This window comes from Hanstruepera sp. CR43, from assembly GCF_055227665.1.
Genome location: NZ_CP200078.1, coordinates 229,111 through 253,087, shown reverse-complemented (window position 1 = coordinate 253,087; position 23,977 = coordinate 229,111). Strand labels below are relative to the sequence as shown.

General features: G+C 34.8%; 23 protein-coding genes. 9 read left to right on the top strand and 14 right to left on the bottom strand.

What is annotated here, in order from left to right; translation table 11 throughout:
- Window positions 1-8: 8 nt before the first annotated feature.
- Window positions 9-2,162 carry a S9 family peptidase gene (locus ACKXGU_RS01100; protein WP_463466243.1) on the top strand — a complete coding sequence of 718 codons (2,154 nt, stop codon included), beginning with the start codon at window positions 9-11 and terminating at the stop codon, window positions 2,160-2,162.
- Window positions 2,163-2,354: 192 nt separating this feature from the next.
- Here the strand turns inward: ACKXGU_RS01100 and ACKXGU_RS01095 are convergent, their stop codons facing one another.
- Window positions 2,355-2,717 (bottom strand): ExbD/TolR family protein, encoded by a 363-nt coding sequence (locus ACKXGU_RS01095; protein WP_463466242.1) that lies wholly within the window; start codon window positions 2,715-2,717, stop codon window positions 2,355-2,357.
- A gap of 654 nt (window positions 2,718-3,371) precedes the next feature.
- Between ACKXGU_RS01095 and ACKXGU_RS01090 the strand changes: the two genes are divergently transcribed.
- Both ACKXGU_RS01090 and ACKXGU_RS01085 read left to right on the top strand, forming a co-directional pair.
- Entirely contained in the window at window positions 3,372-3,851 is a 480-nt protein-coding gene (locus tag ACKXGU_RS01090) for an Hsp20/alpha crystallin family protein (protein WP_463466241.1), read from the top strand.
- Between the two features lie 142 nt (window positions 3,852-3,993).
- Window positions 3,994-4,680: a hypothetical protein gene (locus tag ACKXGU_RS01085; protein ID WP_463466240.1), complete on the top strand. Its 687-nt coding sequence runs from the start codon at window positions 3,994-3,996 to the stop codon at window positions 4,678-4,680.
- Here the strand turns inward: ACKXGU_RS01085 and ACKXGU_RS01080 are convergent.
- The gene (locus ACKXGU_RS01080) at window positions 4,670-5,260 is read right to left on the bottom strand and encodes a pseudouridine synthase (protein WP_463466239.1); all 591 of its coding nucleotides are present in this window, start codon (window positions 5,258-5,260) and stop codon (window positions 4,670-4,672) included. The genes ACKXGU_RS01085 and ACKXGU_RS01080 overlap by 11 nt on opposite strands.
- A 132-nt stretch (window positions 5,261-5,392) precedes the next feature.
- Here ACKXGU_RS01080 and ACKXGU_RS01075 point away from each other — a divergent pair, with 132 nt between their 5' ends.
- The 3 genes from ACKXGU_RS01075 to ACKXGU_RS01065 are packed head-to-tail and all read left to right on the top strand — an operon-like array spanning window position 5,393 to window position 8,869.
- Window positions 5,393-6,949, top strand: a complete 1,557-nt coding sequence (locus tag ACKXGU_RS01075) for a DEAD/DEAH box helicase (protein WP_463466238.1) — start codon at window positions 5,393-5,395, stop codon at window positions 6,947-6,949.
- Between the two features lie 31 nt (window positions 6,950-6,980).
- Window positions 6,981-7,979 (top strand): NADP-dependent oxidoreductase, encoded by a 999-nt coding sequence (locus ACKXGU_RS01070; RefSeq protein ID WP_463466237.1) that lies wholly within the window; start codon window positions 6,981-6,983, stop codon window positions 7,977-7,979.
- A 38-nt stretch (window positions 7,980-8,017) separates the two neighbouring features.
- Entirely contained in the window at window positions 8,018-8,869 is an 852-nt protein-coding gene (locus ACKXGU_RS01065) for a universal stress protein (protein ID WP_463466236.1), read from the top strand.
- Window positions 8,870-8,965: 96 nt separating this feature from the next.
- Here ACKXGU_RS01065 and ACKXGU_RS01060 read toward each other — a convergent pair whose 3' ends face one another.
- Entirely contained in the window at window positions 8,966-9,802 is an 837-nt protein-coding gene (locus ACKXGU_RS01060) for an OmpA/MotB family protein (RefSeq protein WP_463466235.1), read from the bottom strand.
- Between the two features lie 152 nt (window positions 9,803-9,954).
- Between ACKXGU_RS01060 and ACKXGU_RS01055 the strand changes: the two genes are divergently transcribed.
- Both ACKXGU_RS01055 and ACKXGU_RS01050 read left to right on the top strand, forming a co-directional pair.
- Window positions 9,955-10,392, top strand: coding sequence for an SRPBCC family protein (locus ACKXGU_RS01055; protein WP_463466234.1), 438 nt, complete (start codon window positions 9,955-9,957; stop codon window positions 10,390-10,392).
- A gap of 139 nt (window positions 10,393-10,531) precedes the next feature.
- Window positions 10,532-10,855 (top strand): hypothetical protein, encoded by a 324-nt coding sequence (locus ACKXGU_RS01050; RefSeq protein ID WP_463466233.1) that lies wholly within the window; start codon window positions 10,532-10,534, stop codon window positions 10,853-10,855.
- 1 nt (window position 10,856) lies between these two features.
- On the opposite strand, the gene ACKXGU_RS01045 is transcribed toward ACKXGU_RS01050, so the two are convergent.
- The 8 genes from ACKXGU_RS01045 to ACKXGU_RS01010 all read right to left on the bottom strand — a co-directional run bounded on the left by ACKXGU_RS01045 (window position 10,857) and on the right by ACKXGU_RS01010 (window position 20,872).
- Entirely contained in the window at window positions 10,857-11,126 is a 270-nt protein-coding gene (locus ACKXGU_RS01045; protein WP_463466232.1) for a hypothetical protein, read from the bottom strand.
- A 119-nt stretch (window positions 11,127-11,245) separates the two neighbouring features.
- Window positions 11,246-12,100, bottom strand: coding sequence for a DUF1853 family protein (locus ACKXGU_RS01040; protein ID WP_463466231.1), 855 nt, complete (start codon window positions 12,098-12,100; stop codon window positions 11,246-11,248).
- A gap of 815 nt (window positions 12,101-12,915) precedes the next feature.
- A complete protein-coding gene (locus ACKXGU_RS01035; RefSeq protein WP_463466230.1) occupies window positions 12,916-15,972 on the bottom strand; it encodes a hypothetical protein in 3,057 nt (1,018 codons plus the stop codon).
- Between the two features lie 2 nt (window positions 15,973-15,974).
- Entirely contained in the window at window positions 15,975-17,735 is a 1,761-nt protein-coding gene (locus ACKXGU_RS01030; RefSeq protein WP_463466229.1) for a hypothetical protein, read from the bottom strand.
- A 425-nt stretch (window positions 17,736-18,160) separates the two neighbouring features.
- Entirely contained in the window at window positions 18,161-18,679 is a 519-nt protein-coding gene (locus ACKXGU_RS01025; RefSeq protein WP_463466228.1) for a hypothetical protein, read from the bottom strand.
- A gap of 464 nt (window positions 18,680-19,143) precedes the next feature.
- Window positions 19,144-19,572 carry an organic hydroperoxide resistance protein gene (locus ACKXGU_RS01020; protein ID WP_463466227.1) on the bottom strand — a complete coding sequence of 143 codons (429 nt, stop codon included), beginning with the start codon at window positions 19,570-19,572 and terminating at the stop codon, window positions 19,144-19,146.
- 126 nt (window positions 19,573-19,698) lie between these two features.
- Entirely contained in the window at window positions 19,699-19,995 is a 297-nt protein-coding gene (locus tag ACKXGU_RS01015) for a GIY-YIG nuclease family protein (protein WP_463466226.1), read from the bottom strand.
- A 199-nt stretch (window positions 19,996-20,194) separates the two neighbouring features.
- The gene (locus ACKXGU_RS01010) at window positions 20,195-20,872 is read right to left on the bottom strand and encodes a hypothetical protein (RefSeq protein WP_463466225.1); all 678 of its coding nucleotides are present in this window, start codon (window positions 20,870-20,872) and stop codon (window positions 20,195-20,197) included.
- A 145-nt stretch (window positions 20,873-21,017) separates the two neighbouring features.
- Between ACKXGU_RS01010 and ACKXGU_RS01005 the strand changes: the two genes are divergently transcribed.
- The gene (locus ACKXGU_RS01005) at window positions 21,018-21,539 is read left to right on the top strand and encodes a 5' nucleotidase, NT5C type (RefSeq protein ID WP_463466224.1); all 522 of its coding nucleotides are present in this window, start codon (window positions 21,018-21,020) and stop codon (window positions 21,537-21,539) included.
- A 1-nt stretch (window position 21,540) separates the two neighbouring features.
- Here the strand turns inward: ACKXGU_RS01005 and ACKXGU_RS01000 are convergent, their stop codons facing one another.
- The 3 genes from ACKXGU_RS01000 to ACKXGU_RS00990 all read right to left on the bottom strand — a co-directional run bounded on the left by ACKXGU_RS01000 (window position 21,541) and on the right by ACKXGU_RS00990 (window position 23,969).
- Window positions 21,541-22,599, bottom strand: coding sequence for an NAD(P)-dependent alcohol dehydrogenase (locus ACKXGU_RS01000; RefSeq protein WP_463466223.1), 1,059 nt, complete (start codon window positions 22,597-22,599; stop codon window positions 21,541-21,543).
- Between the two features lie 95 nt (window positions 22,600-22,694).
- Entirely contained in the window at window positions 22,695-23,282 is a 588-nt protein-coding gene (locus ACKXGU_RS00995; protein WP_463466222.1) for a DUF6134 family protein, read from the bottom strand.
- Window positions 23,283-23,324: 42 nt separating this feature from the next.
- Window positions 23,325-23,969 (bottom strand): DUF1801 domain-containing protein, encoded by a 645-nt coding sequence (locus ACKXGU_RS00990; RefSeq protein WP_463466221.1) that lies wholly within the window; start codon window positions 23,967-23,969, stop codon window positions 23,325-23,327.
- Window positions 23,970-23,977: the final 8 nt, after the last annotated feature.

The following is a 23,977-nucleotide window of genomic DNA, read 5'->3' as shown; positions in this document are numbered from 1 at the left end:
ACCAAACCATGAAATTACATCGTTTATCAATCCTATTACTTCTTGTTGTTGGCTGTCAATCCAATCCTAAGAAAGAATCAACAGAAACTATTAAGGCTCCAGTAGCCAAAAAATTTCCTGTGAATCATGTTATTCATGATGATACGCGATTGGATAACTATTTTTGGATGCGTTTGACCGATGAACAAAAGAATGCTGAAAGTCCAGATGAACAGACACAGGACGTTTTAAATTATCTCAATGAGGAAAACAGCTATTTAAGTGAAGTCATGCAACATACCAATGCTTTTCAAGATAGGTTATTTAATGAAATAGTTGGTAGGATAAAAAAAGACGATCAATCGGTTCCGGTAAATGATAATGGCTATTCATATTACACCCGTTTTGAAGAAGGTGGTGAATATGCCTTGTATTGCCGAAAAAAGCTGGAAGATAATGCCAGTGAGGAAATTATTTTGAATGGCCCAGAGATGGCGAAAGGGTTCTCTTATTATGGAATTGGTAGCAGGGATGTCAGTCCGGATAATAAATTAATGGCTTTTGGAATAGATACCATTTCCAGGCGTCAGTATACTATTTACTTTAAGAATTTGGAAACAGGGGAGTTGTTATCTGATAAATTAAGTAATACAGGTGGCAGTGCTATTTGGGCAAATGATAACAAAACCGTGTTTTACACGACTAAAGATCCGCAAACACTGCGTCAAAATAAGGTTTACAAACATGTTTTGGGTACAAATCAAACTGATGATGTTATGGTATATGAAGAAAAAGACGATACCTACCGCACTGGTGTATTTAAAACAAATTCAAAAGCGTATATTTTTATTGGTAGCTTTCAAACGCTGTCATCGGAATATCGTTTTTTAGATGCTAACAAACCTGATGGTGATTGGCAAGTTTTACAACATCGAGAATCTGATTTATTGTACTATGCCGATCATTTTGGTGATGATTTTTACATACGAACAAACGACAACGCTACAAATTTCAAATTGGTAAAAACGCCCATCAAAGCACCCACTAAAGACAATTGGGAAGATGTCATTCCGCATCGGGAAACCGTTTTATTGGAAAATTTTGATTTGTTTAAAGATCATTTGGTTATAAATGAACGCCTTAATGGATTACGAACTATTCGCATTATGCCTTGGGAGGGTGAGGACTATTATATGGAATTTAAAGACCCTGCATACACAGCCTTTCCAACATCCAATATGGATTTTAACACCAACATATTACGATATGGCTATTCGTCTTTAACAACACCATTTAGTACTTATGAGTATAATATGGATACTAAAGAGCAGGTGTTGTTAAAACAAGAAGCTGTACTTGGTGGATTCAATGCCAATGATTATACATCAGAGCGGTTGGAAGCTACGGCTACCGATGGAACAAAAATCCCTATTTCCATGGTTTACAAAAAAGGGATTGCTATTGGTTCCGATACACCTTTATTACTCTACGGATATGGTTCTTATGGAAATAGTTCAGACCCGAATTTTAGATCAGATCGGTTAAGCTTGCTAGATCGTGGATTCATTTATGCCATTGCTCATGTTCGCGGTGGTCAGGAAATGGGACGCCAATGGTATGAAAATGGTAAATTATTGAATAAGAAAAATACATTTACCGACTTTATTGATGCTGGAAAGTATTTGGTTGATAAAGGTTATTCAAGTCCTGAACATTTGTATGCGTTAGGTGGTAGTGCTGGTGGTTTACTCATGGGAGCCGTTGTAAATATGGAACCAAATTTGTGGAATGGTGTCATAGCTGCTGTGCCTTTTGTTGATGTGGTAACTACCATGCTGGACGAAAGTATCCCTTTAACAACTTTTGAATATGATGAATGGGGTAACCCGAATGATAAAGTCTATTATGATTACATAAAATCCTATTCACCTTATGACAACGTTACAGCCCAAGATTATCCAAATATGCTTGTTACAACGGGCTATTGGGATAGTCAGGTACAATATTGGGAACCAGCTAAATGGGTTGCCAAACTACGAGATTTAAAAACAGATGATAATCTCCTGATCATGGACTGCAACATGGAAACAGGTCATGGAGGTGCATCTGGACGTTTCGAGCGATATAAGCGTACGGCTCTCTATTATGCTTTTCTATTTCATTTGGAGGGTATAGAGGACTAGTTGCTTACTTGTTCTCCCATCTGAATCGGATAGGCATCTTGCACCTGTTTCAATTCACTGAATGAAAGTTCGGATAGCTGCTTTTGAAATAGGCTTTGAGCATATTGAGTTCTTAAATCATTATATGCTTTAGATATCGCATCTTGAACGGAAACAAACAATTCGTAGGAGGTATCGCGACTATGTTGAATATTAACAAAGGCCTTCTCTAGGGTTGTCAGAGTGGTTATCGACAGATGCTCCCTGACAATAGGTGCAGGTTTTATCACCATTATTATCAATATGTTTTATGACAGTTTCTTTCAATTGATTAAGAGCGGTTAATTCATCGTTCAATAAAATATCCTGATTGCTGTTCAATACAATTCTTAAGATATTTTGTTCAGCAATGGTTTTGGTACAATCTATTTGATCAGGACAGTTATCTGGAAGCTGCCTGTTAATGCCTTTATCGGTGGCTATGGTAGTGGTGACCAAAAAGAAAATGAGTAATAAGAATGCAATGTCGGCCATGGAGCCAGCATTCACTGTTTCGGAATTGCGATAGTTTTTCATGAGTATAGAATTAAATTGACATTGAGCATATTAGCTAGAACACAAAAACAATACCAATAAAAATTCAGCATAAAAAAAGGCCAACGGAAACACGCTGGCCTTAATTCTTTAACTAATTCAAACTAATGTAAATATCGCTTAATACCTTTCCAAAGTGTATTGTGGCAGTTAGAGAATGATACGGATTCACAACTTCTTTTAAAAGGTTTCTTTAGGAATTCGCTATGGTCTCTCGATATTTTATGCACTGCCTCCATAATTCGTTTTTTTGATTGATTAATTGATTTTTTCAGATTTTACGATCTGTAACGTCTTTTACTGTTCCAAGTATTACTTCTTGTAGTACTGAATGTTCCTGTTAATTGATTGTTGTCTAAAGTTCTCATAATTTTAATTCTTTTAATTGATTGATGTACTATATAGACGACCAAAAAATAGATTTGTTACAGTACTATGTAATACAAAGTAATGATTTAACACTTTTTAACATTTAAACATCTTATTATCAAGTGTTTGTTTTTAAACAAAAAATGACAAAATGACGAATAGGGGCGTAAATTTGGCAGAAAAATGGATTAAAAACCACTTGGCATTTAATTTGTTTATTGCATATTGAACAAATAATAGAAGTTTAACTAATAAATTTTGAACAACATGAATAATTTAGTAACAATGCCAAAAAATGGCAACAGACTAGCAAAAAAAGAGAATGTTACCGGTTTGCCAAGTTTTTCATCTTGGTTAAACAATTTTTTCGACACCGATTTAGGAACTGGTTTATTATCTAATTTCAATACAGGTATGACCTTGCCAGCAGTTAATATAAAAGAAGACAACGAAAACTATCATTTAGAGGTGGCCGTGCCAGGATTGAAAAAAGGTGATTTTGAAGTAGAAGTGGATAATGATATTTTAACCATTTCAGCTCATACTAAAACTGAAAATGAATCGAATGAAGAAAATTACACCAGACGTGAGTTTGGGTATTCGTCTTTCAAGAGAACATTTACATTACCCGATACCGTAGAATCTGAAAATATCAAAGCAGGATATGAAGATGGTATCTTAAGTGTGCACATTCCTAAACGTGAAGAAGCCAAAAGAAAACCGGTTAAACGAATTAACATTTCTTAAGTAGACACTAGAATGATAATTAATTCTTAAAAAAAAGAGAAGCGCTCAGTGTTTCTCTTTTTTCATTTATATTTGATTCAAAAATTATAAGGTATGGTTTTTGTTATGGTACAAAACACAAATCAATAGCTTGCTTCCTAATATGAGAAACCTATTTTTTATCATCTGTTTAGTCAGTTTAATAGGCAACCCAGTTGTTGCCCAGATAGATGATAGCTCCAATCCAAGTACCATCATACCTGCGGAAACAAACAATGATGCCAATTCAGGGGCTTTGGATATTAAGCCTATTGAAAGTAAAGGCTTGAGTAACCCCAATGCCAATAGAATAAATGGTATGTCGGTTCCTAAAACCAGATCGACCACCAATAATGAATTTTCCATGTTTCCAAAGGAAAAGTTCGGGAATCCAGCAGAACGTTTTGTTGAACAAATTAAAGCTCAAGAAAAAAAGCATGATCTGGGCATTGAAGGTGAAGTTGAAGGAGCTAACGAGGATCAATATTTAGGTGGATTTAAAACTAAAGCTAAAAAAGTCAGATTAGCCTACAGAGATGTCGGTGGAGCTATTGACGGTGATATGATTCGTATTTTTATAGATGATCATGTTATTCGACCAGAAATTGTTTTAAGTGCATCATTCAAAGGTTTTGAAATAGAGCTTAAAGAAGGATTCAATAAGTTTGATTTTCAGGCCTTAAACGAAGGAGAATCTTCACCAAATACAGCACAGGTTATGATTCTGGATGAAGGAGGCAATATCATTGCTTCTGAATTCTGGATGCTAAATGCTGGCGTAAAAGCCACCATTATTGTGGTTAAGGAATAGCTGATAATTCTTCAACTTTACCCACTGTCAAATCACCAAGATGAATATTTCCAATACGAACACGCACCAAACGCAGGGTTGGATGACCAACGGCTGATGTCATTTTACGCACCTGTCTAAATTTACCTTCCGTAATCACAATTTTAATCCAGGTGGTTGGGCCATGTCTGGAATCCCGTATTTTTTTGGAACGTTCTGGCAAGTCGGGTATTTCTGGTAATAACTCGACTATACAGGGTTGGGTTTGATATTTCTTACCGTCAAAACCTATGGTAACCCCTTGTCTCATAGCTTCAATATTGTCCATTGATAAGCTGCCATCCACCTGCACAAAGTATTCTTTTTCAATACCACCACTGGTAATAAGAGTACTGGTTTTACCGTCAGTAGTTAGTAATAATAACCCTTCCGATTTTTCATCCAGCCGACCAATAGCCATGGTACCTTCAGGAAAATCATACAGTTCACCCAATAACTTTTTTTGACGTTTTTGGCGACCATTAATCACAAATTGACTGATGTAACCGTAAGGTTTATAGAGTTTGAAATGTCTGTGGATACTATTTTCTTGGCTCACCATAAAATAAGAAATGTCAACAAGTGTACAAAATTAAGTTTTAAACGATGACCTGTTGAAAAAGTCTGAATTTTAATTTTAAAATATACTTCAAAAACCTAGAAAAGACCTTATTTTTGCACATTGGAAAATTTTATGAGTCAAACTATTTCAACATTAGAGTTAGAAGATAGAAAGGTAGGGAAGGACCTCTATAGTTATCAAAAAGGTGCAATAAACAAGATATTCAAGAGCTTTGAGGAAGCTCCTGAAGATTATCATTTACTGTATCAATTACCAACTGGAGGCGGTAAAACCGTTATTTTCTCCGAAATCGTCAGGCAGTACCTCAAGCATCACCAAAAAAAGGTGTTGGTCATGACGCACCGTATTGAGTTGTGTCGTCAAACATCGGCTATGCTCACGGAGTTTGGAGTAGAAAATAAAGTGGTTAATAGTAAAGCCAATTTAGATGACCAAGGTCAGTACAGCTGCTTTGTGGCAATGGTGGAAACCCTTAATAACCGACTGAATGAAGACAAACTGGATATTTCAGATATTGGTTTGGTCATTATTGATGAGGCTCATTATAACTCTTTTACCAAACTCTTTAAGTTTTTCGAAAAATCATTCATTCTAGGGGTCACCGCAACACCTTTGAGTTCTAATATCAAATTACCCATGAAGGATAATTATGATGAACTGATTGTTGGTGAAAGCATTGAATCACTTATTAAGAATGAGTTTTTGGCCAGTGCTGATATTTATTCATACAATGTGGGATTAACATCATTGGTGGTTGGTGCCAATGGCGATTATACCGTAAAATCTTCCGAAGATCTTTATACCAATAATGATATGCTTTCAAAGCTTATCACGTCCTATGAGGAACGCTCCAAAGGTAAAAAGACCCTTATTTTTAATAATGGTATTAATACCTCTTTGCATGTTTATGATACCTTTAGAAGAGCCGGTTATCCTATTGCGCATTTAGATAATACCAATTCGAAAAAAGAACGCAAGAAAATATTAAAGTGGTTCAAGGATACCCCTGATGCTATCTTAACATCGGTAAGTATCTTAACCACTGGTTTTGACGAACCCACAGTAGAATCTATTATCTTAAACAGAGCAACCAAATCATTAACCTTGTATTATCAAATGATTGGTCGTGGTTCCCGAATTCTTAAAAATAAAAACTCATTCACAGTCATTGATTTAGGAAACAATTTACATCGTTTTGGACCTTGGGGAGCTGATCTAGATTGGCACCGCATTTTTAGAACACCAAATTTCTATTTGGATGGTATTTTAGGTGATGAAGAAATTGAGGAAAACTTCCGTTATGAAATGCCAGAAGATTTACGACTGTCATTTGCTAATTCTGAAGATGTGTATTTCGATATCAAAAAGACCTATGTCGATGCCGTCCGTGCCGGTGAATCCTCCAAAGTCGTACTGGAACGTTCTATTGCGCATCACGCCAAAATATGTATTGAAAACAGTGAAGACGTTTATGATGCGCTCGATTTAGCGAAACAATTGGGTGATGATATCGATTATCGCATTCAACGTTACACCAAGTGTATTAGTAAGAGTACTTTCAATTTTGTGGAATGGCTAAAGGATGATTATCGGAAAAAGTTGCGTGCCTACTTACGCAGTAATTTTGATGATGTCTTTTTAGATATACATGGCAGACCTGCCGAGTAACCATCTCGTTTTTTAATTGTAAATTTAGGGTATGAACAAACAACTTATCCTAAACCAGCGACCCAAAGGAGTGCCAGATGACCATACTTGGGTTCTTAAAGAGTCTCCTATTCCCGAAATTCAGGAAGGGGAGTTCCTCATTCAAAATCATTATATCTCATTAGATCCTGCCATGCGTGGCTGGATGAACGATTCCAAATCCTATATCGAGCCGGTACAAATTGGTGATGTTATGCGAGCAGGAGCCATTGGTAAGGTGATCGTATCCAAACATCCCAAGTTTCAAGTGGGACAAACGGTAACAGGCTGGAATGGTGTACAACAATATGCCGTTTCCAATGGGGAAAACAGCTATCCAGTGGATGACAGTCAGGTACCCATGACTAAATTCTTGGGCGTACTGGGTATGCCAGGTATGACCGCCTATTTTGGATTAATGGAAGTAGGTAAAGTTCAGGAAGGTGATGTCGTAGTAGTCTCTGGAGCCGCTGGAGCTGTAGGTAGTGTAGTGGGGCAAATTGCCAAAATCAAAGGTTGTTATGTGGTTGGTATAGCAGGCGGAAAGGCGAAGTGTGACTACCTTGTAAATACATTAGGATTTGATGCAGCTATTGATTATAAATCCCAAAATGTTTTTGAGGCTATCAAGGAAACCTGTCCAAAAGGCTTGGATATTTATTTTGATAATGTAGGAGGGGAGATCCTAGAAGCCGCATTATCCCGCTTACGCAAGCATGCACGCATTGTTATATGCGGAGCCATTTCCCAGTACAATAATTTAGAGAACATGAAAGGCCCACGTAATTATATGGCGTTATTGGTCAATCGGGCAACCATGCAAGGTATGGTGGTAATGGATTATGCCGAAAAATATCCACAGGTCATGCAAGAAATGGCAGGGTGGATGCTGGCTGGTAAATTACAGAGTAACGAAAGCGTCTTTGAGGGCATCGAGAATTTTCAGGAAACCTTTAAACGATTGTTTACTGGTGAGAAATTGGGTAAACTATTGTTGAAAGTCATAGACTAGTTTTAATTTTAATTAGTAATTTTAAGCAAAAATCATCCATGAAGACCATATTATTACCAACTGATTTTTCCAGTAATGCCGCAAAAGCAGCGCAGTATGCCTCCCAACTTTTTAAGAATGAGCCATGTACATTCTATATCATGCACGCACTGGAGTTACAAGCATCGGCACCCTCAACAGGTGTGACTTCCAAACGGGCTTATCAGGCCATTCATGAATCCAGAACAAAATCAACCGATAGCGATTTGGCCAATGCCTTAAAGCAGGCGCAAGAAGGGGCTAGTAGTGATAAGCATACCTTTAAAACCAAAATTGTTAACGGCTCATTATTGGAATCCGTTCAGGCCATAACCGAGGATTTAAAAGTGGATTTGGTAGTGATAGGAAACAAAGGCGCCAGTGCCATTCAAAAGGCCACTTTTGGTAGTAATGCCGCGCAGCTGATTTTAAAATTATCCTGCCCCATTATTGCGGTACCGGAAACAGCCGATGCCAGTAATTTCAAAGAGATAGGTTTTGCCACTGATTTTACCATTGAAAAATATGGTGATGGTATGAATCTTTTAAAAGAAATTGCGCAGACCAATAAGGCGAGCATATCGGTAGTGAATGTGGTCAATAAAAGTTCTGGTGAAGTGTCTGGATTGGATATTAAAAAGAGACTATTGGAAAATGCTTTAAATCCATTATCATTGGACTATTACACGTTGACTGATGTTTCAGTTGAAATGGGTATTCATGTATTTAGCGAGAGTCGAAAACTGGGTATGTTGGCATTGATTACTAAAAAGCGAACCTTTTTCCAAAAACTCACAACCCGAAGCCATAGTAAGGCTATTAGTCATAATTTAGATGTACCCTTAATTGTCTTTGACCAAAGAACATTTTAGAATAATCAACTAGTATAAAACATAAAAAAACGCTCTAACTTTCGTTGGAGCGTTTTTAATTGAGGGATTAACTAAAATAATATATGGAATAAGTTATTATTGATTGCTTTCCATCATCGCAAAAAACTTGTTGATGTTTGGTAAGATCACAATGCGTGTACGTCTGTTTTTAGAACGGTTTTCTTTTGTATCGTTATCAACCAGTGGCTGATAAAAACTTCTACCAGCAGCAATCAGTTTTTCAGGAGCTACATTAAAATCCTCCTGTAATTTCTTAACAACTGAAGTCGCACGTAAAACACTCAAATCCCAGTTGTCTTTTACAGCAGCACCTGGTACCATGGTTTTATTATCGGTGTGACCTTCAACCATCACTTCTAAACTTTCTTCAGAATTAATAACGTCTGCTAACTTCTGTAAAATACCATCTGCTTTGTTACTCACATAGTAGCTACCAGACTTAAATAACATTTTATCTGAAATAGAAATCATGACCACAGTCTCATCAATATTAATGGCAATATCTTCATCTTCGTTCATGTCACTGGTATCCATGGATTTACGTAAGTTGTAACCCACAGCCAAGTTCATAGAATCCTTTAAGGTTTTTGCTTCAGCCAATGCAGCTGGATCAACCTTCTTAAGGGTTTCATTCATTTTATCACGTACATCATTAGAGATAACCAAGTCATCTCCAACAGTTACTAATTGGGCGTCGTTTTCTTCAGTCAGGGAATTGATTTTGGCATTATAAGTATCAATACGGGCTTGAATTTCTGCAAATTTAGCCTCTAGGTCTTCTTTCTCAACTTTGGTCTTGGTCAGCTCGCTTTTAATTTCACCGTTTTCCTGCTGTAGAGCAACATATTTCTTTTTCGATACACATGACATTACAAACAGTCCGGTTACTACTAGGATTGAAATTTTCTTCATAATTGTTTATTAGTTTATTTATGGTTATATGAGTATCTACGCTGAAAAACATCTTTTAGACGTTGAAGTGCTATTTTTGTATTTTTTTTAACAATTGTGTTACCGCATCACAACTTTAGTTATATTTATCCTACCCAACCAGTAAATGCTTTATGAGAAAAGTTGAAGCCACCATCAGTATAACCTGCAAGCCCGAAATGGTTATTAAGGCATTCACCAATCCCGACATGTTAAAAGGGTGGTGGCAGGTAGATCGTGCCTTTATTGATCGGGAAGTCGACGGTATGTATGCCCTGACGTGGCAGGTCACCGATAAAGGCTTTGGATACGTATCGGTAGGCACCATTAAAACCTACAATCCTAATATGCAACTAGTGGTGGATAATTTCACTTATATGAATCCCGAAAAACCTATTTTAGGTAATATGACCCTCACGGTTATTGCTAAACATAACGAAGACCATACCGTATTATACCTGTGTCAGGAAGGCTATCAAAAGGGTGCCGATTGGGATTGGTACTACGAAGCTGTTAAGGAAACCTGGCCACAAGTGCTGAAGACACTAAAAGACTATCTCGAAAAGCTATAGCCCAGTTCTCAACTGTTAAATCCTGTTAAACTCCTTGACAACAAGCCGTTTAGTCTGTATGTTATAGTATAACCAAAAACATATTATAACAATGAAATCACTTATTTATATCGCTATTTATCTAATCACCGTTCAGGTCATGGGGCAGGACCCGATGTTGCAAAAACCCGATCAGGCATTAGATGAACAAGCTAAAACATTCACCAAACAATACGATGCCCAGCTAGGTTTAACCAGTGATCAATTAGCACCTTTTGAAATCAAGGTTGAAGAATTCCTGATTCGCAAAGAGAAAATTGAAAATAGGCTAGAAGGCCGTGAAAAGCTGGAAGCCTTGGCAGTCTTGAGAGAGCAGGAGTACATCGAGATGCAAAATATCCTCACGAAACCACAATTAAACGTATACAAACGGGTAAGACCCAGTATCCAACCACTGGATGTGGTCGACAAACCCAAGAAATAGCCTAGGCGCTAATTTGACGTTGGGTAACCGTTTCTTTAATGTGTAGTAAACTGTTAACCACAGCAATCAGTTCAAACTTTAAAAAATTCTTGTTCTTTTTGCTAAAATGATTGATAATGTGGGTATATAATGGTTTGCTACCTTTTTTTATGGTCACAAAATAGGTGTCTTTTTCGGCATCCAATATCACCGAACTTTTATAGTTGCTCTCTAATAAGAACCAATAAGACAAACTGTTAATCTGATTAAAAAGAGAAAGATTCGTTTCCATAAGTCTGTTATTTAATAGGCTTGGGACCTGATTAATAATAGTATGAAGATACCTTTCATGGAGATACAGATTCTAATAATTCTGATATATACCCGTTATTTTCGTTGAATAACAGCAACTTACCGTTCGTCGATGGTTTTTTGGGCTACCACCAAACCACAAATAGAACGTTCCAATTGACCATCAGGATGGCGCATCCATATTAAGGGTGATCGTTGTGAATCTAGTAAGTCCTGTAATTCCTGTTGAAACAGGGCATAGGGCATCCAGCTGACTGTATTGTGAGCCATAACCAGCCAATCCAGTTTGTTGGGTATGTAAAAACTATAGTCCGTATAGGCTGCTAAATCCGGTAATCGCATATAGGTTCCCATAACGGCTCTGGCATTCAAATGGTTGAATGGTATGGCAGCAGCTGAAGCTTTGGGCACAAACAACTGCGCCAGAAACAAAACCTGTTGCTGTATGGAAGCCGAATTCAAACCGTGGGGTTCTAAATACGGCTGTGTTTCTGGAGTATTTAGCAAGGGTAGTTGCTTGTTTCGTAATTTATCTAGTTTATAGACCAGACTATCTCTACGATTAGGTCCAATCCAACGTTCCAGTTCGGTGGTACCAACCAACGGATCGTACACATAGAACTTATAGATGATCTCCAAATGAACCGGTTGATTATTCACCAATAGCAGAGCATCCAGTTCACCCAAGGTTTGTTTATCTTGCTGTATTTGCAAGTTAGTCTCGAGAATTTGGATATACGTTTGCTGTACCAAACTCTGGAACACAAAATATTCCACACGGTTGCCCAAACGCTTGGGCGCATCTTGAGGATACAATGGCACCGAATCCTGTAAAGCCATCAAACCAAATTGTTGTAAGTTAGTTTCTAACTGACCAAACCATAATGGTTGCGTTTGTATAAAACCCTGATATTGTAATTGCAATTGTTGTTGCTGTGAGGTGAGCGTATCCATAGAATGGATTAAAGATAATGTTTCTAGATGATTCTCACGAATGCGTTATACTCTAGGAATAGGTGTGTTCTGAAAAATCCTATTTTACATAATATAAATTATAGTACAAATGTGTTTGTATGGTTGTTTATCCCAAATGTACATTTGATAGCTATAATTCTCTATTATGTAAAATATCCCATAACGTTAAAAAATACTAAAGAAACATCCTGCTTGGGTCATTAAACTTTTTTAATAGGTACGCTTCGCTACGTTCATTTATTTGTATCTATAATTTGCCGTTATGTAAAATAGCCGCTACCAAGCGCTCGATTGTTTTATAAAATCAAATTGTTATCTCAATTTATTTTATATACAATTTTCCATCGCTTGCCAACGCCATATAAAAGCTTCACTTTTTGCACTGTTTTAAAATTCGCGTATTTGATAAAATGTACGTCAAAAAAAATTTTACGCAATTCTCGTCAAGTTGCCACAAGAGTATAAAATTTCTCTACGAGCAAATTTCTATACACTTGTTCTATGTAGAACTTAAATTAAAGTTTTCTTTTTGTGCATTATCTTTTACCTTGATGCAAAAGAAACAAAAAATCAAGGCTGCATATAATTTTGGAAACAATTAACGGCTAGCTCCACGATATTTTAGGAAACATTTGAATTATTTAAAATTATGTGGAAATATTATGTAAAATAGAAATTCTTAAGAAACTGAATTACTAAACACCTAAAATATGATCGTTACACTCACCTATTGTTTTAACCAAAATTTTATGAGGCCAAACTTAAAGTTAACTGTTCAGATATAAATTGTTTTATTATCCTAAATCTCTAGTTAATAACTGTTTGCTAAAATCCTCTTTAAGGAAACTGAATTTCTTTTCAAATAAATTAGCAATTTTATTACTTGCTGTTGCGAAAATTACTTGTCTAGATTCATTTATAATTAGATTTCTTAAATAATCAAAAAATGATAAAATGTTTAAATCATCAGTATAAGTGACTGGGTCATCAAACATTATGACATTTGGCCCTCTTTTTAGCTTTTTATTTAACGCTAAAAATATTGAAAGAGCAAGAGCACTTCTTTGACCAGTACTAATTTCCGTAATTGGAACTGGCAAATCAAACCCTTTCTTAAATAAAGCAATTTTATCACCTTTTATTTCTAGGTTTACAAACTCTTTTGGAGAATGAATACTTGTAAATATGTTTTTTATCTCTTCAATATTTTTCTCAAAAAAACCGCTTAACACTTTTTCTTCGCTATCTTTTATAAGTATTTCATTTATAATTTTTAATCCACCTTTTACTCTTTTATTTTTAATATTAATATCCTCAATTTCCTTTGTTGACTTTTCAATAATTTTATTAGCTAAAGTTAATTCTTGATAGTTTATTAGTTCGTTTTTAAAACTTTTGAAACTTTCATATAAATGTTCTATTCTATGCCTGATCTCTATAACTAATTCAGTAAATTTTATTTCAATAAATAATTTGGATTTTTCGAAGAAATCTAAATAAGAATTATACTCATTAATTTCATAATCTATTTCATTTATATATTTCTTTGAATCGAATTTACCATCAATCATTTTTTGAATTTCCAAACTATCACTTTCCAAATTTTTATTAATAGTTTTTATCTCATCTTTAGATTTATTTTCAATGCTATTTAAACTAGTTAATTCATTTTCAAATGCTTCTTTATTTTTAATTGAAAAAATTAAATGAGTAAAATATTCATTAACTGATGACTGGATTTCTTCAAACTCTATTTTGCTATATCCATTGCTTTTTAAAAAGGAAAATAAAATTTCTAATTCATCTAAATTCTTTTTAGAATCAATATTGTCTTTACGTAATTTCTTATACTCTTCGTTTATTTCAGATATTTTTTTATCCTCGTAATCTGGAATTAAATTTTTTATTACTAACTCGTACTTGTTTATGGTTTCTATATTTTTTGATAAACCAGATATCTCTTTTTCTAATGAAGAAATATTTTTATTAAAAGCACTTATTTTTTTTGAACTATTATTATCCTTATAAATTTTTTCAATCTTTTGCTCAAGTTGGCTTTTAGTTTGAGGGCTCTCACATAGAGGACAAGAATGAATTTCCTTCATGTTTGAGACATATTCTTTACCATAATATTTTATCTCTGAAATAATTGATTTAATGGTATCCAGCGTAGATTTTAATAGATTTAAATGTTCAATTGCTATACTCTTTTCTTTAGTCTTTTCTCTTAATTTTTCATCAATGGTTTTTTTAAATATTTCTATTGTATTATCACTTTTAAGAATAGTTTCTAGATCTATTGTTGAAAGTTGACTATCGTAGTTTTCAAATTTTATTATTTTATCTTTTAAAACTTGGATGTCAGATTCAATAGATTTTATTTTAAAACTTTTTGGTTCTTTAAAATAATTTATTGCTTTTCCTAGAATAGCTTTTTTATTAGTTATTTCTTTAAGATAGGTTTCCTTTTTATTTATAAGTCCAATTGCTTCAGATTTACGTTTTTCAATGATATTCAGTTTTGTTTTTAATTCATTTAAATCCTTAATCTTTCTAGTTAGACTTGACTCTGATTCTATTTTTGAATGCACCAAAGTATTTAAATAAGAAAGTAATTCCTTATAATCTTCTTCAAATTGTTCTGTTTTATCTTCTTTTGATAGTGGCAAGGCTTTCTTCCATTTCACTTTTTTTGCATTACTAATGAAATTTTCAAATAATATATCAGGATTTGAAACTTTTTTATAGCTCTTTATTTTTTCTTCAGCACTACTTTTAGCTTCATTTAGAGAGTCTAATTGATTTTCGAATGAGCGTTTCTCTTTTGACAATCTCTCATTAAACCCATATAACCTTTTTCTTATTGCTCCAAACTCTGGTCCAAGGGCTATAGAAGAAAGATAACCAATAAAATCTGCGCTGTTCGGGCTACTTGAGAGCTTATATGCTGTATCAGAATTGTAGAAATTATAACGATTGAAACTATTATGTAATTGATTGTATTTGCTAAACGGCTTATTGTACCAAAAATAATCTCTTGCCTTATATTTTATTAAAGATTTGGTAGATACATCTTCATATAAACCATTATTTGATTCATATTTTGCATATACTTGATTACTGATATCATTCAGATTTTCATTTCGAACATTATTGCCAGTTACAACTAATTCAATAGATTCTAAAAGTGAAGTTTTTCCAGCACCATTTGGGCCGCAAACTAGATTTACTTTACTTAAATTATAATTTCTAGCTTCAGGATATTTTCTGTATTTATCACCTAGTTTAATAGTAGAAACAGAATTTAGAATGAAGTTCTCTTTCTCACTTGGTTTTTTATCTACTGGTGCTAAATCATCTATTTTCTTTGCTTTTCCTTCAATGAATCTTGGGATTGCTTGATTATAGTTCTCATCGCTAAAAACCTCTTGTAAATCTACTGAACTTAATTTCTCTTTCCACCTTGATACAACATCATCGTCTTCAGAAGATGCTGACTTTTCATATTTTAAGTATTTTTCTAACTCTTCTTTATTAAAAACAAATTTACGAGCATAAGATTCTTCATTCTCTATGATTTTTTTAGTTTCTAAATCAATTTCCTCTCGAATAAAAATCAAATAAAAATTCCATTGTAAACCCTCTGAAGAACTAAAGAAATCACTTGAAATAAACCTTTCTTGGTAATCATCAATTTTTATATTCAGATTGTCGTTTGCTGTATCAAAATAGTAGCGAGAAACAATATTATCATTATATTTTTGATTAAATACTAGAAGGTTATCTCCAATCTCTTTATCAAAGTGAAAACTTTTTGGTAGAATTTTTTTTAATTCAACTGCTCTACTCATATTTATTCAGTAAATGAAACATTATTAGATTTTGGCAAACTTGTTATTTTTGGAACTGGAGTTGCCTTATTGTCGTAAGAATTTATAGTTGGTTTATACCAAACTACTATCCTTTTATAACTTAAGTCTTCTTTAGAGAATAATTTTAAAAGCCTATCAAATGTTCTTTCAACTTCTTGTTTAGATTCTAAACCTAAATAAGCAACAGTAGCATATTCATCACCTCCATTTTTAACTAGGTTATATTTGTAATTAAATTGACCATCTTTATAAAACATGACTTCACTACAATTCCCTTTAAATGAAGATATTATGGCTGGAAATTTATTAGGATCTGTTAATATGTTTAAGTTAAGATCCTCCAATTTTTCGAGACTTGTTTTTCGAAATTCATATCCACTTTCATCAAAAATCATTGTAAATCGATATATAGTTTCTAATTCATCTAATTGAAAACTTTTGAGTTTATTGATAATATGCCAGTTATCACCTCCTTCCCTTATATCAATTTTACCTAATGAAATATTTAAAAGTCTTTCTTTATCTAGGATATTAAAATTTGCATCATGAAGACTACTTGATGTTATTCCAAGAGCATTAAGAAGCTCTACGAATTCATCTTCTATTTCTTGAAGAGTATTAAAAACATTTGTTTGCCCATCCCAATTATATATTCTTTCTATTTTTGGGCCTCTTCTTCTTATAGCTGCTCCAGGAGCATTACCTTGATATGGTTTTCGAAGTCTTAAAAAAGCAATTTCAACTTTAGGATTAATATAAAAAAAATGTTTGTCAGGTTTTAAAAAAGCATAATATAGTCCAAGGTTATGGTTACTTTTGATTAAGTTCTGTTCATCAATAGCACTATTTTTAATATGTTCTGTTTTGATATGAATATTACTCTTTCCATACCTAGAAAAAAGTTTTTTATCATTAGTATCAAAAGAAGCTATACTTTTTGAACTCCAGTTCAAGGTAATTATATCCTTATTCTGGTTACTTAATATTTCCCTCCTAAATTTTCTAAAATTTTCATCACATGGCTTTGGATTCATTTGTATACTTAAAACTATAAATGGATTGTGTGTCCAATAATCCTGAAAATCTGCATTTGAAACTATCTCACTATTAAAGACTAGGGCATCAGAACAAATAACCGTTACTAAATTATTCGAACTTGTAGTGTTTGTCAAAATATAAGATCTTCTACCAGGAATATATTTTTCTTGCTCTAAAGCACTCTCCCAAACACCCATATGTTGGGTTTTAAATTGAATTAGTACTATTATTTTCTCTTCTCCATTCTCATTCAATGCTTTGAATATATAACAGCAAGGATCTAATAATACTCCACCAGCATTTTCAAAAATGTCTTCCTCAAAATATATTTCAATATTATTCTTTTCATGAAATTCATCTTTGAATTGAAATATAAATTCTGGTGTAATTGATTCACAGCCTAAAACGATTAAATTTCCATTGTTTGGTATATCATCATGATTATTTAATAACGATCTAACACTATTCCATGGGCAAGAGTATTCAGGTGTAACTATCAGAGCAGAATTATTGTCAAAAGAAGTTTGTAAAAAATTATTAAACTTGACTTCTTCATCATTTTGATTGCCAAATCGATCTTCTTCAACATGAAAAACTCCTATATGTTGCAATAAAGAAATATTATAAAGATTGCTGTTTGGTCGCAAAACTTCGAGATCAATATTATAATTATTTAAAACATCACTAATAAAAACAAAGTCCATTCAATTTATAGTATATGAAATTATATTAATTTCAAAATGCAAAATTTGAAATTAAGACAAATTAATTCAAGCTGATAATTAATTTAAGGAGAGTTTAAATATAGTAAAATTTAATAAGTATATGATATGGAAAACAATAAAGTAAATAAGTCTAAATAATTTCATTCCACACACATTATGCTTCCTTCCTACGTCGTCGCATAAAAAATGTTTACTCGTCAATCCCATATTTAATAAATAGGAGTTCTTGCATCTCGTCCCTCAATTTCATTATGTTTGTAAGAAAGTGTTTTTAGAAAAGAATGAAATACGGAAAACCGCAGAAGCTTTGTTACTAATCCACTCCTTGCGACTATCCGTATTGCTTCGCACAAACTTTTTAGTTGATTGACGATACATCGATACTTTAGTTCTACTCCCTCTATTTATAAAATGGATGAATCTTTTTTATTATTGGGAAGCACTTCATAACCAACTAAACTAAAAATATCTTCAGTATTTAGGTCATCAGAATTTGAATCATAGTCAATTCTGTAACAGTCAAAATAAACATTCATACTTACATTTTGATGTAATTCTTGAGCGAAATCCAGTTTTTTACTTTCTAAACTATATTGTATTGGAAATTTGTTAAACAATGGCGCTTCTAATCTATCTTGAAAATCAAAATATAATTTAGCTAACTCCAATTCTTCATTTGAAGCTTTAACTAATTGTGACCAGTTGGTGAAACCCACCATTTTTGCAATAACGTGTTGTGCATTTCCTAATTTAAAATTAGTTTCATCTACATTAAAATCATCAAAAACCATTGATACTTTAAAGTACTTTTCACGATCTATTTCGTACTCAAATTTTCCTCGGTTTTCAAAGAAAGCTTGATTTTCCTTAAAATCTTTCAATAAATTTTTTGCTTGTAATTTGAAATATTTGATAATATCCATAATATATTCTTTTAATCAAAAATCATTATTCTGAAGAAAGCGTTCGTAATCTGTTAGTGAATAATAATTCTCGAAGGTTATATTATTATTATCAAATTGGTAGATGATATCTTTGCACGAACGAACAGGCTTACCAATTAATTACCTAAACCAAATATATATATTATAGATATTAATTCAAAGACAATTCTCTAATTTAAATAAACTATATTCTATTCAAAAATGCAGATTTAAGTATTAAATATTATGGTTGTCAATGCCATTCCACACACATTACACTACTCTCCTACTGTCGCTTCGTATAAAGAGTGTTCCATTAAATTGCAAATAAACTTTCGTCATAAAATTTTTTCAATAAAATATAGAAAGGACTTTCGCTTTTATCCAAAGCTCAAGTTACATAACGCGAGAACATTATAGTACATTTATATATTAAACGAAATGGCGAATACTAGTTTCAGGGTCTACTCGTCCAGTAACAAGTTTAAGGTCACTGTAATATTATCACGGGTAGCCTTACTAAACGGGCAGATTTCATGGGCCTTTTCAACCAGATCCTCCCCGGTTTCCAAATCCACACCTGGGATATAGCAGTCCAGCGTGGCTTCCAGGCAAAAGCCATCCTCGTCCTTACAGAATCCAATAATGGCCGTGACACTCAAAGCCTCATCATCAATATCAAGGCCTTGCTGTTGGGCAATAGCTTGTATGGCTCCACCAAAACAGGCGCCATAAGCCGCACCAAAGAGTTGTTCCGGATTGGCACCGTTGCCACCATCACCACCCATAGATTTAGGTACCGACAAGCTAAAGTCAATCGGGCTATTTTCAGATTTTACGTGGCCTTTACGTCCACCAACCGCTTCGGTGGTAGCTTCATATAATGTTTTCATGTTTTTTCGTTTATAGTTATAAGCTAAAGATAACAAGCTCTGGTTTGTTAGTAAAGGGATTTGTCATAAAGTTCTCTTAAATTGGTTTATTACTGTCACCCTGAACTTGTTTCAGGGTCTAGTACATTAAGATTCATAAAGATTATTCCATTCTGGATTTTCACTTTCAATAAGATTGATTTTCCATTGTCGGTGCCATCTTTTTAGTTGTTTTTCTCTAGCGATAGCATCGTATATGTATTGAAACTCTTCAAAATAAACCAGCATGTTCAATTTATATTTGGAAGTGAAGCTGCTACCCTCTCCAGTTATATGGCGTTCCATTCGGTCATCAATCCCACCAGTAACTCCTATATATAATGTTCCTTGGGGTTTATTTGTTAGGATATATACCCAATAGTTATGATAGGCTCTTTTTACCATAACTAAATGTAACAAATTTTTAGATGCTGAAACGAGTTCAGCATGACAAGAACAGTTTTTGATTTGTCACCCTGAACTTGTTTCAGGGTCTCTTGTTAAGATATCTAGCATAACAAAACAAAAATGGTGCTCAAACAAACTGCTCAAGCACCATTTCAGACTAACTTACTAACTATTTCTTTTTCAATGGTCGTTTATTCTAAAAACTTCTTACAATCACAACCGCATTAGAGGCAAAACAAGTGCCTAAAAAACAATCGCCATTAAAGGTGTTGGGGTTAAAAGTCATTACGTAAGGCTGGTAACCATCTTTAGTTGATGTCCAGTAGAACTGGGCTTCATCAAAATTACCCATACCACGCATGTGTACATTATCAAAAATAGCCTCCATAGAACCTTTGCTAGGTACAAACCAATCATCATAACCGGCATATTCCAAATCCCAGACAATTTTAAAGGCATAATCGTCACTACCAAACTCCAGACCGTTAGCTACACCGCTATTATCGACTAGGTTGCCATCTACAATCTGTTGGGTATTGTCTCGTCCTGCACCTATTTCGGCACTATTGGTTAAATCAAAATGATCGCCCCAGGAGGTTTGTCCAATCGTGGAATAATCGGTAGCCACAAAAAGTTTCCCATCGGTTTCATCCACATGGAAAATAAAACCACCTCCATATTCCATTCCGTATAAGGCTTCTACGCCCAGTTCGGCGGTAATATCCAATACCGCTACCCCATTGTCTAGATTCTCTACAATGGTCAAATCGGGATTGTAAATGGTTTGGTCTACTGGTGGATTTTGGATGGTGTTGTCATCGGATGAGCAGTTGAACAATGCTACTGCCCCAAGCATTAAAAGTAACTTTTTCATGTTGTCTATTTATTGGTTGTATAGTTATATAACAACCAACACCCAAAAACTCCTGAAAGTTTTTTAGATATTATTTAATAATTAAGATTTTGTGAATTGTTTGCCAGTTGTTTTAAAAGCTTGTTAGTTTGCAAAAAAGAAACCTATGACCATTTTTGTAGACATGGATGATGTACTTGCCGATACCTATGGCAAACACATTGAACTCTATAACCAGGAACACCAGCAAGAACTCTCTTTAGCCCATATAAACAGTGGTGAAGTCTGGCAGAATGTACCCGAACAGCACCAGATGAGTATTCACGATCATGTTCACCGTATTGGCTTCTTCAGGGATTTGGAACCTATAAAGGATAGCCAGCAAGTTATGGAGGCCCTTTGGCATAAGCATGAGGTATACATTGCTACAGCAGCTACTCAATTTCCCAATTCCTTAAAGGAAAAAAGCGATTGGCTGGATGAACACTTTCCGTTTATTCCCTGGCAACATCGTATTATGTGTGGGCACAAGTTTATATTAAACGGTGACCTGTTGATAGATGACCGTAGTTATAATCTGGATAAGTTCCAAGGAGATACCCTACTCTTTGATTCGCCTCACAATGTACATAACACGGGTTATACCCGTGTGCACAATTGGCTGGAAGTAGCTGAACGCTTGTTGTAAACTAGCCCTTTAACGACTTCATATCAATCACAAAGCGGTACTTGACATCACTCTTCAGCATGCGTTCATAGGCGTTATTGATATCCTGCATATTGATGACTTCAATATCGGACACAATATTATGCTTACCACAGAAGTCTAATAGTTCCTGGGTTTCGGCAATACCGCCAATTAAAGAACCTGCCACAGATTTACGCCCCATAATCATAGGTACGGTAACTACAGGTGGATCTAAAGGTCCTAAATAGCCTAATACCACCAATGTGCCATTAGTACTCAAGGTATTAATATAAGGGTTGAAATCATGCGCATAAGGCACCGTGTCCAAGATGACATCAAAACGTCCAGCGGCAGCTTCCATGGTAGATTCATCAGTTGAGATAATCACCTCATTAGCACCCAGTTGCTTGGCATCATCTATCTTATTGGTAGAACGTGAAAACAAGGTTACATGAGCACCTAAAGCTGCTGCTAATTTGATAGCCATGTGGCCCAAACCACCAAGACCCACTACGGCCACTTTGCTGTCCACACCAACATTAAAGTAACGCAATGGTGACCAGGTGGTAATACCTGCACACAGAACTGGCGCAACACCCGCTTTATCTAAATTTTCAGGAAGTCGAAGCACAAAGTCTTCATCAACCACGATAGTTTCGGAATAGCCTCCATGAGTATTGGTGTCTAGATGTTTGTCGTAACCACCATAGGTGCCTACCCAACCACCTGTACAGTATTGTTCTAAATCGGCTTCGCAGTTGCTGCAGGTACGGCAGGAATCCACCAGGCAGCCCACAGCTACCAAGTCGCCTACTTTGTATTTAGATACCTCACTACCTACTTGGGTCACTCGCCCCACGATTTCGTGGCCAGGTACTACTGGATATTGGGTCATGCCCCAATCGTTTCGGGCAAAATGTAAATCGGAGTGGCAAACGCCACAGTATAGGATATCGATTTCTACGTCTTTTGATAGAACGGTACGACGGTCTATCTGTAATTGTTTTAAGTCGGCTTCAGGAGACTCCGTTCCATAGGCCTTGACACTTTTAGTATTCATCAGGATTAATAGTTTTTGGTTGCACAGCTGGTTCCATTCTGAAACCCAGAATCCTAAAGATACTGAAAAAAACGGAGGATTATGTTACGAAACTGTTAGTCTTTTTTGACTATAGAAAACTTGATGATGCCAGCATTGACATCAGACTTCTGGAGTTCACCATCTCTGTAGAAATAGGTATTCTTTTTACCACTGGGTGCTGTTTTAAGGTAGGTATGATCGGCTAATTCCCGCAATTCATGGTATTCCCCGTGTTCTTCAGCATAAATACTGGTGACACCCAAAGGTTCATCAAACAATAACTGAATGATGCTATGGGTAATACTGCCTTTAATAGTTTTGGTCAACTCCCCTTCAGAATAGAATTCATAGCCAGTACCCTTTTTTATGGTATTGACTTTGGTTTTATCATTTCCACGCACCGTAATATGAGCTCTAGCTTCTTTGAGTTCTCCTCCAACAAAGGTTACATCATAGTCATAGGTTACTTCAATATTGACCATAAGCTGGTAAGCTATTTCCGTATGGCTGTTATACACTACTTGATTACCGGTAACGGTTTTGGTAGCATGTAATGTACCTAAATGGCGACTGTCATGCAATACCTCAAAATCATGGGTTGTGGTCTGGCTTTGTACCATTATAGTGCCAATAAAAAACAATAAGCATATTAACCTTTTCATGTATTTAAATTTTATTCTATAAATATAAGGAAGACGGATCAACTAATTAACCTTATTGAGAAACTTGTGGGAACCATCGCAATTAGGCATTTTTTTGGAATGACCGCAAACGCAATCGTGAATACCTTTGCCTTTTAAAATACGGTCTCGCTGTTTTTTAATTCGGGCTGTTCGGGTTTTGGTTTGTTTAGGTGCTGTAAAGTTGATTACATAGCCCCTTTGGCGTCCAGGTGTTAAGGCAAAAAAAGCTTCTTTAAAATCTGAATCTGATTTAAAAACAGCTTCCAGCTCTTCAGGGATTTCCACAGATTTTGATGACGCAGGAAAGGTAATTCCCTTGTTTTCTAATTCTATTGCCTGAAAAATATAGGCTTTAAGCGCATTCGTATGTTTCTTGATATCAGTAACATTGGTAAATGCCGCTATGCGACCACTACGAGTATTTTTACCTGGTTTGGTTAAAATATTATGAACATCATCAATCAAAGCTCCTTTGAGAAAGCTCATGAAGGCATGGGCTTTGAATGAACCCAGCAATAGTAAGTTTTTGCCATTATGCACATAGCAAGGTTGTTTCCATTTTATGGTTTCTGAAAGTTCACAATCCAATGCTATTTGGCGTAGCAAACGGAGTTCGTCTTGCCAATGCTTCTGTTGATTTAAGTAATCTTCAACGCGTGGATCCATTAGATGTT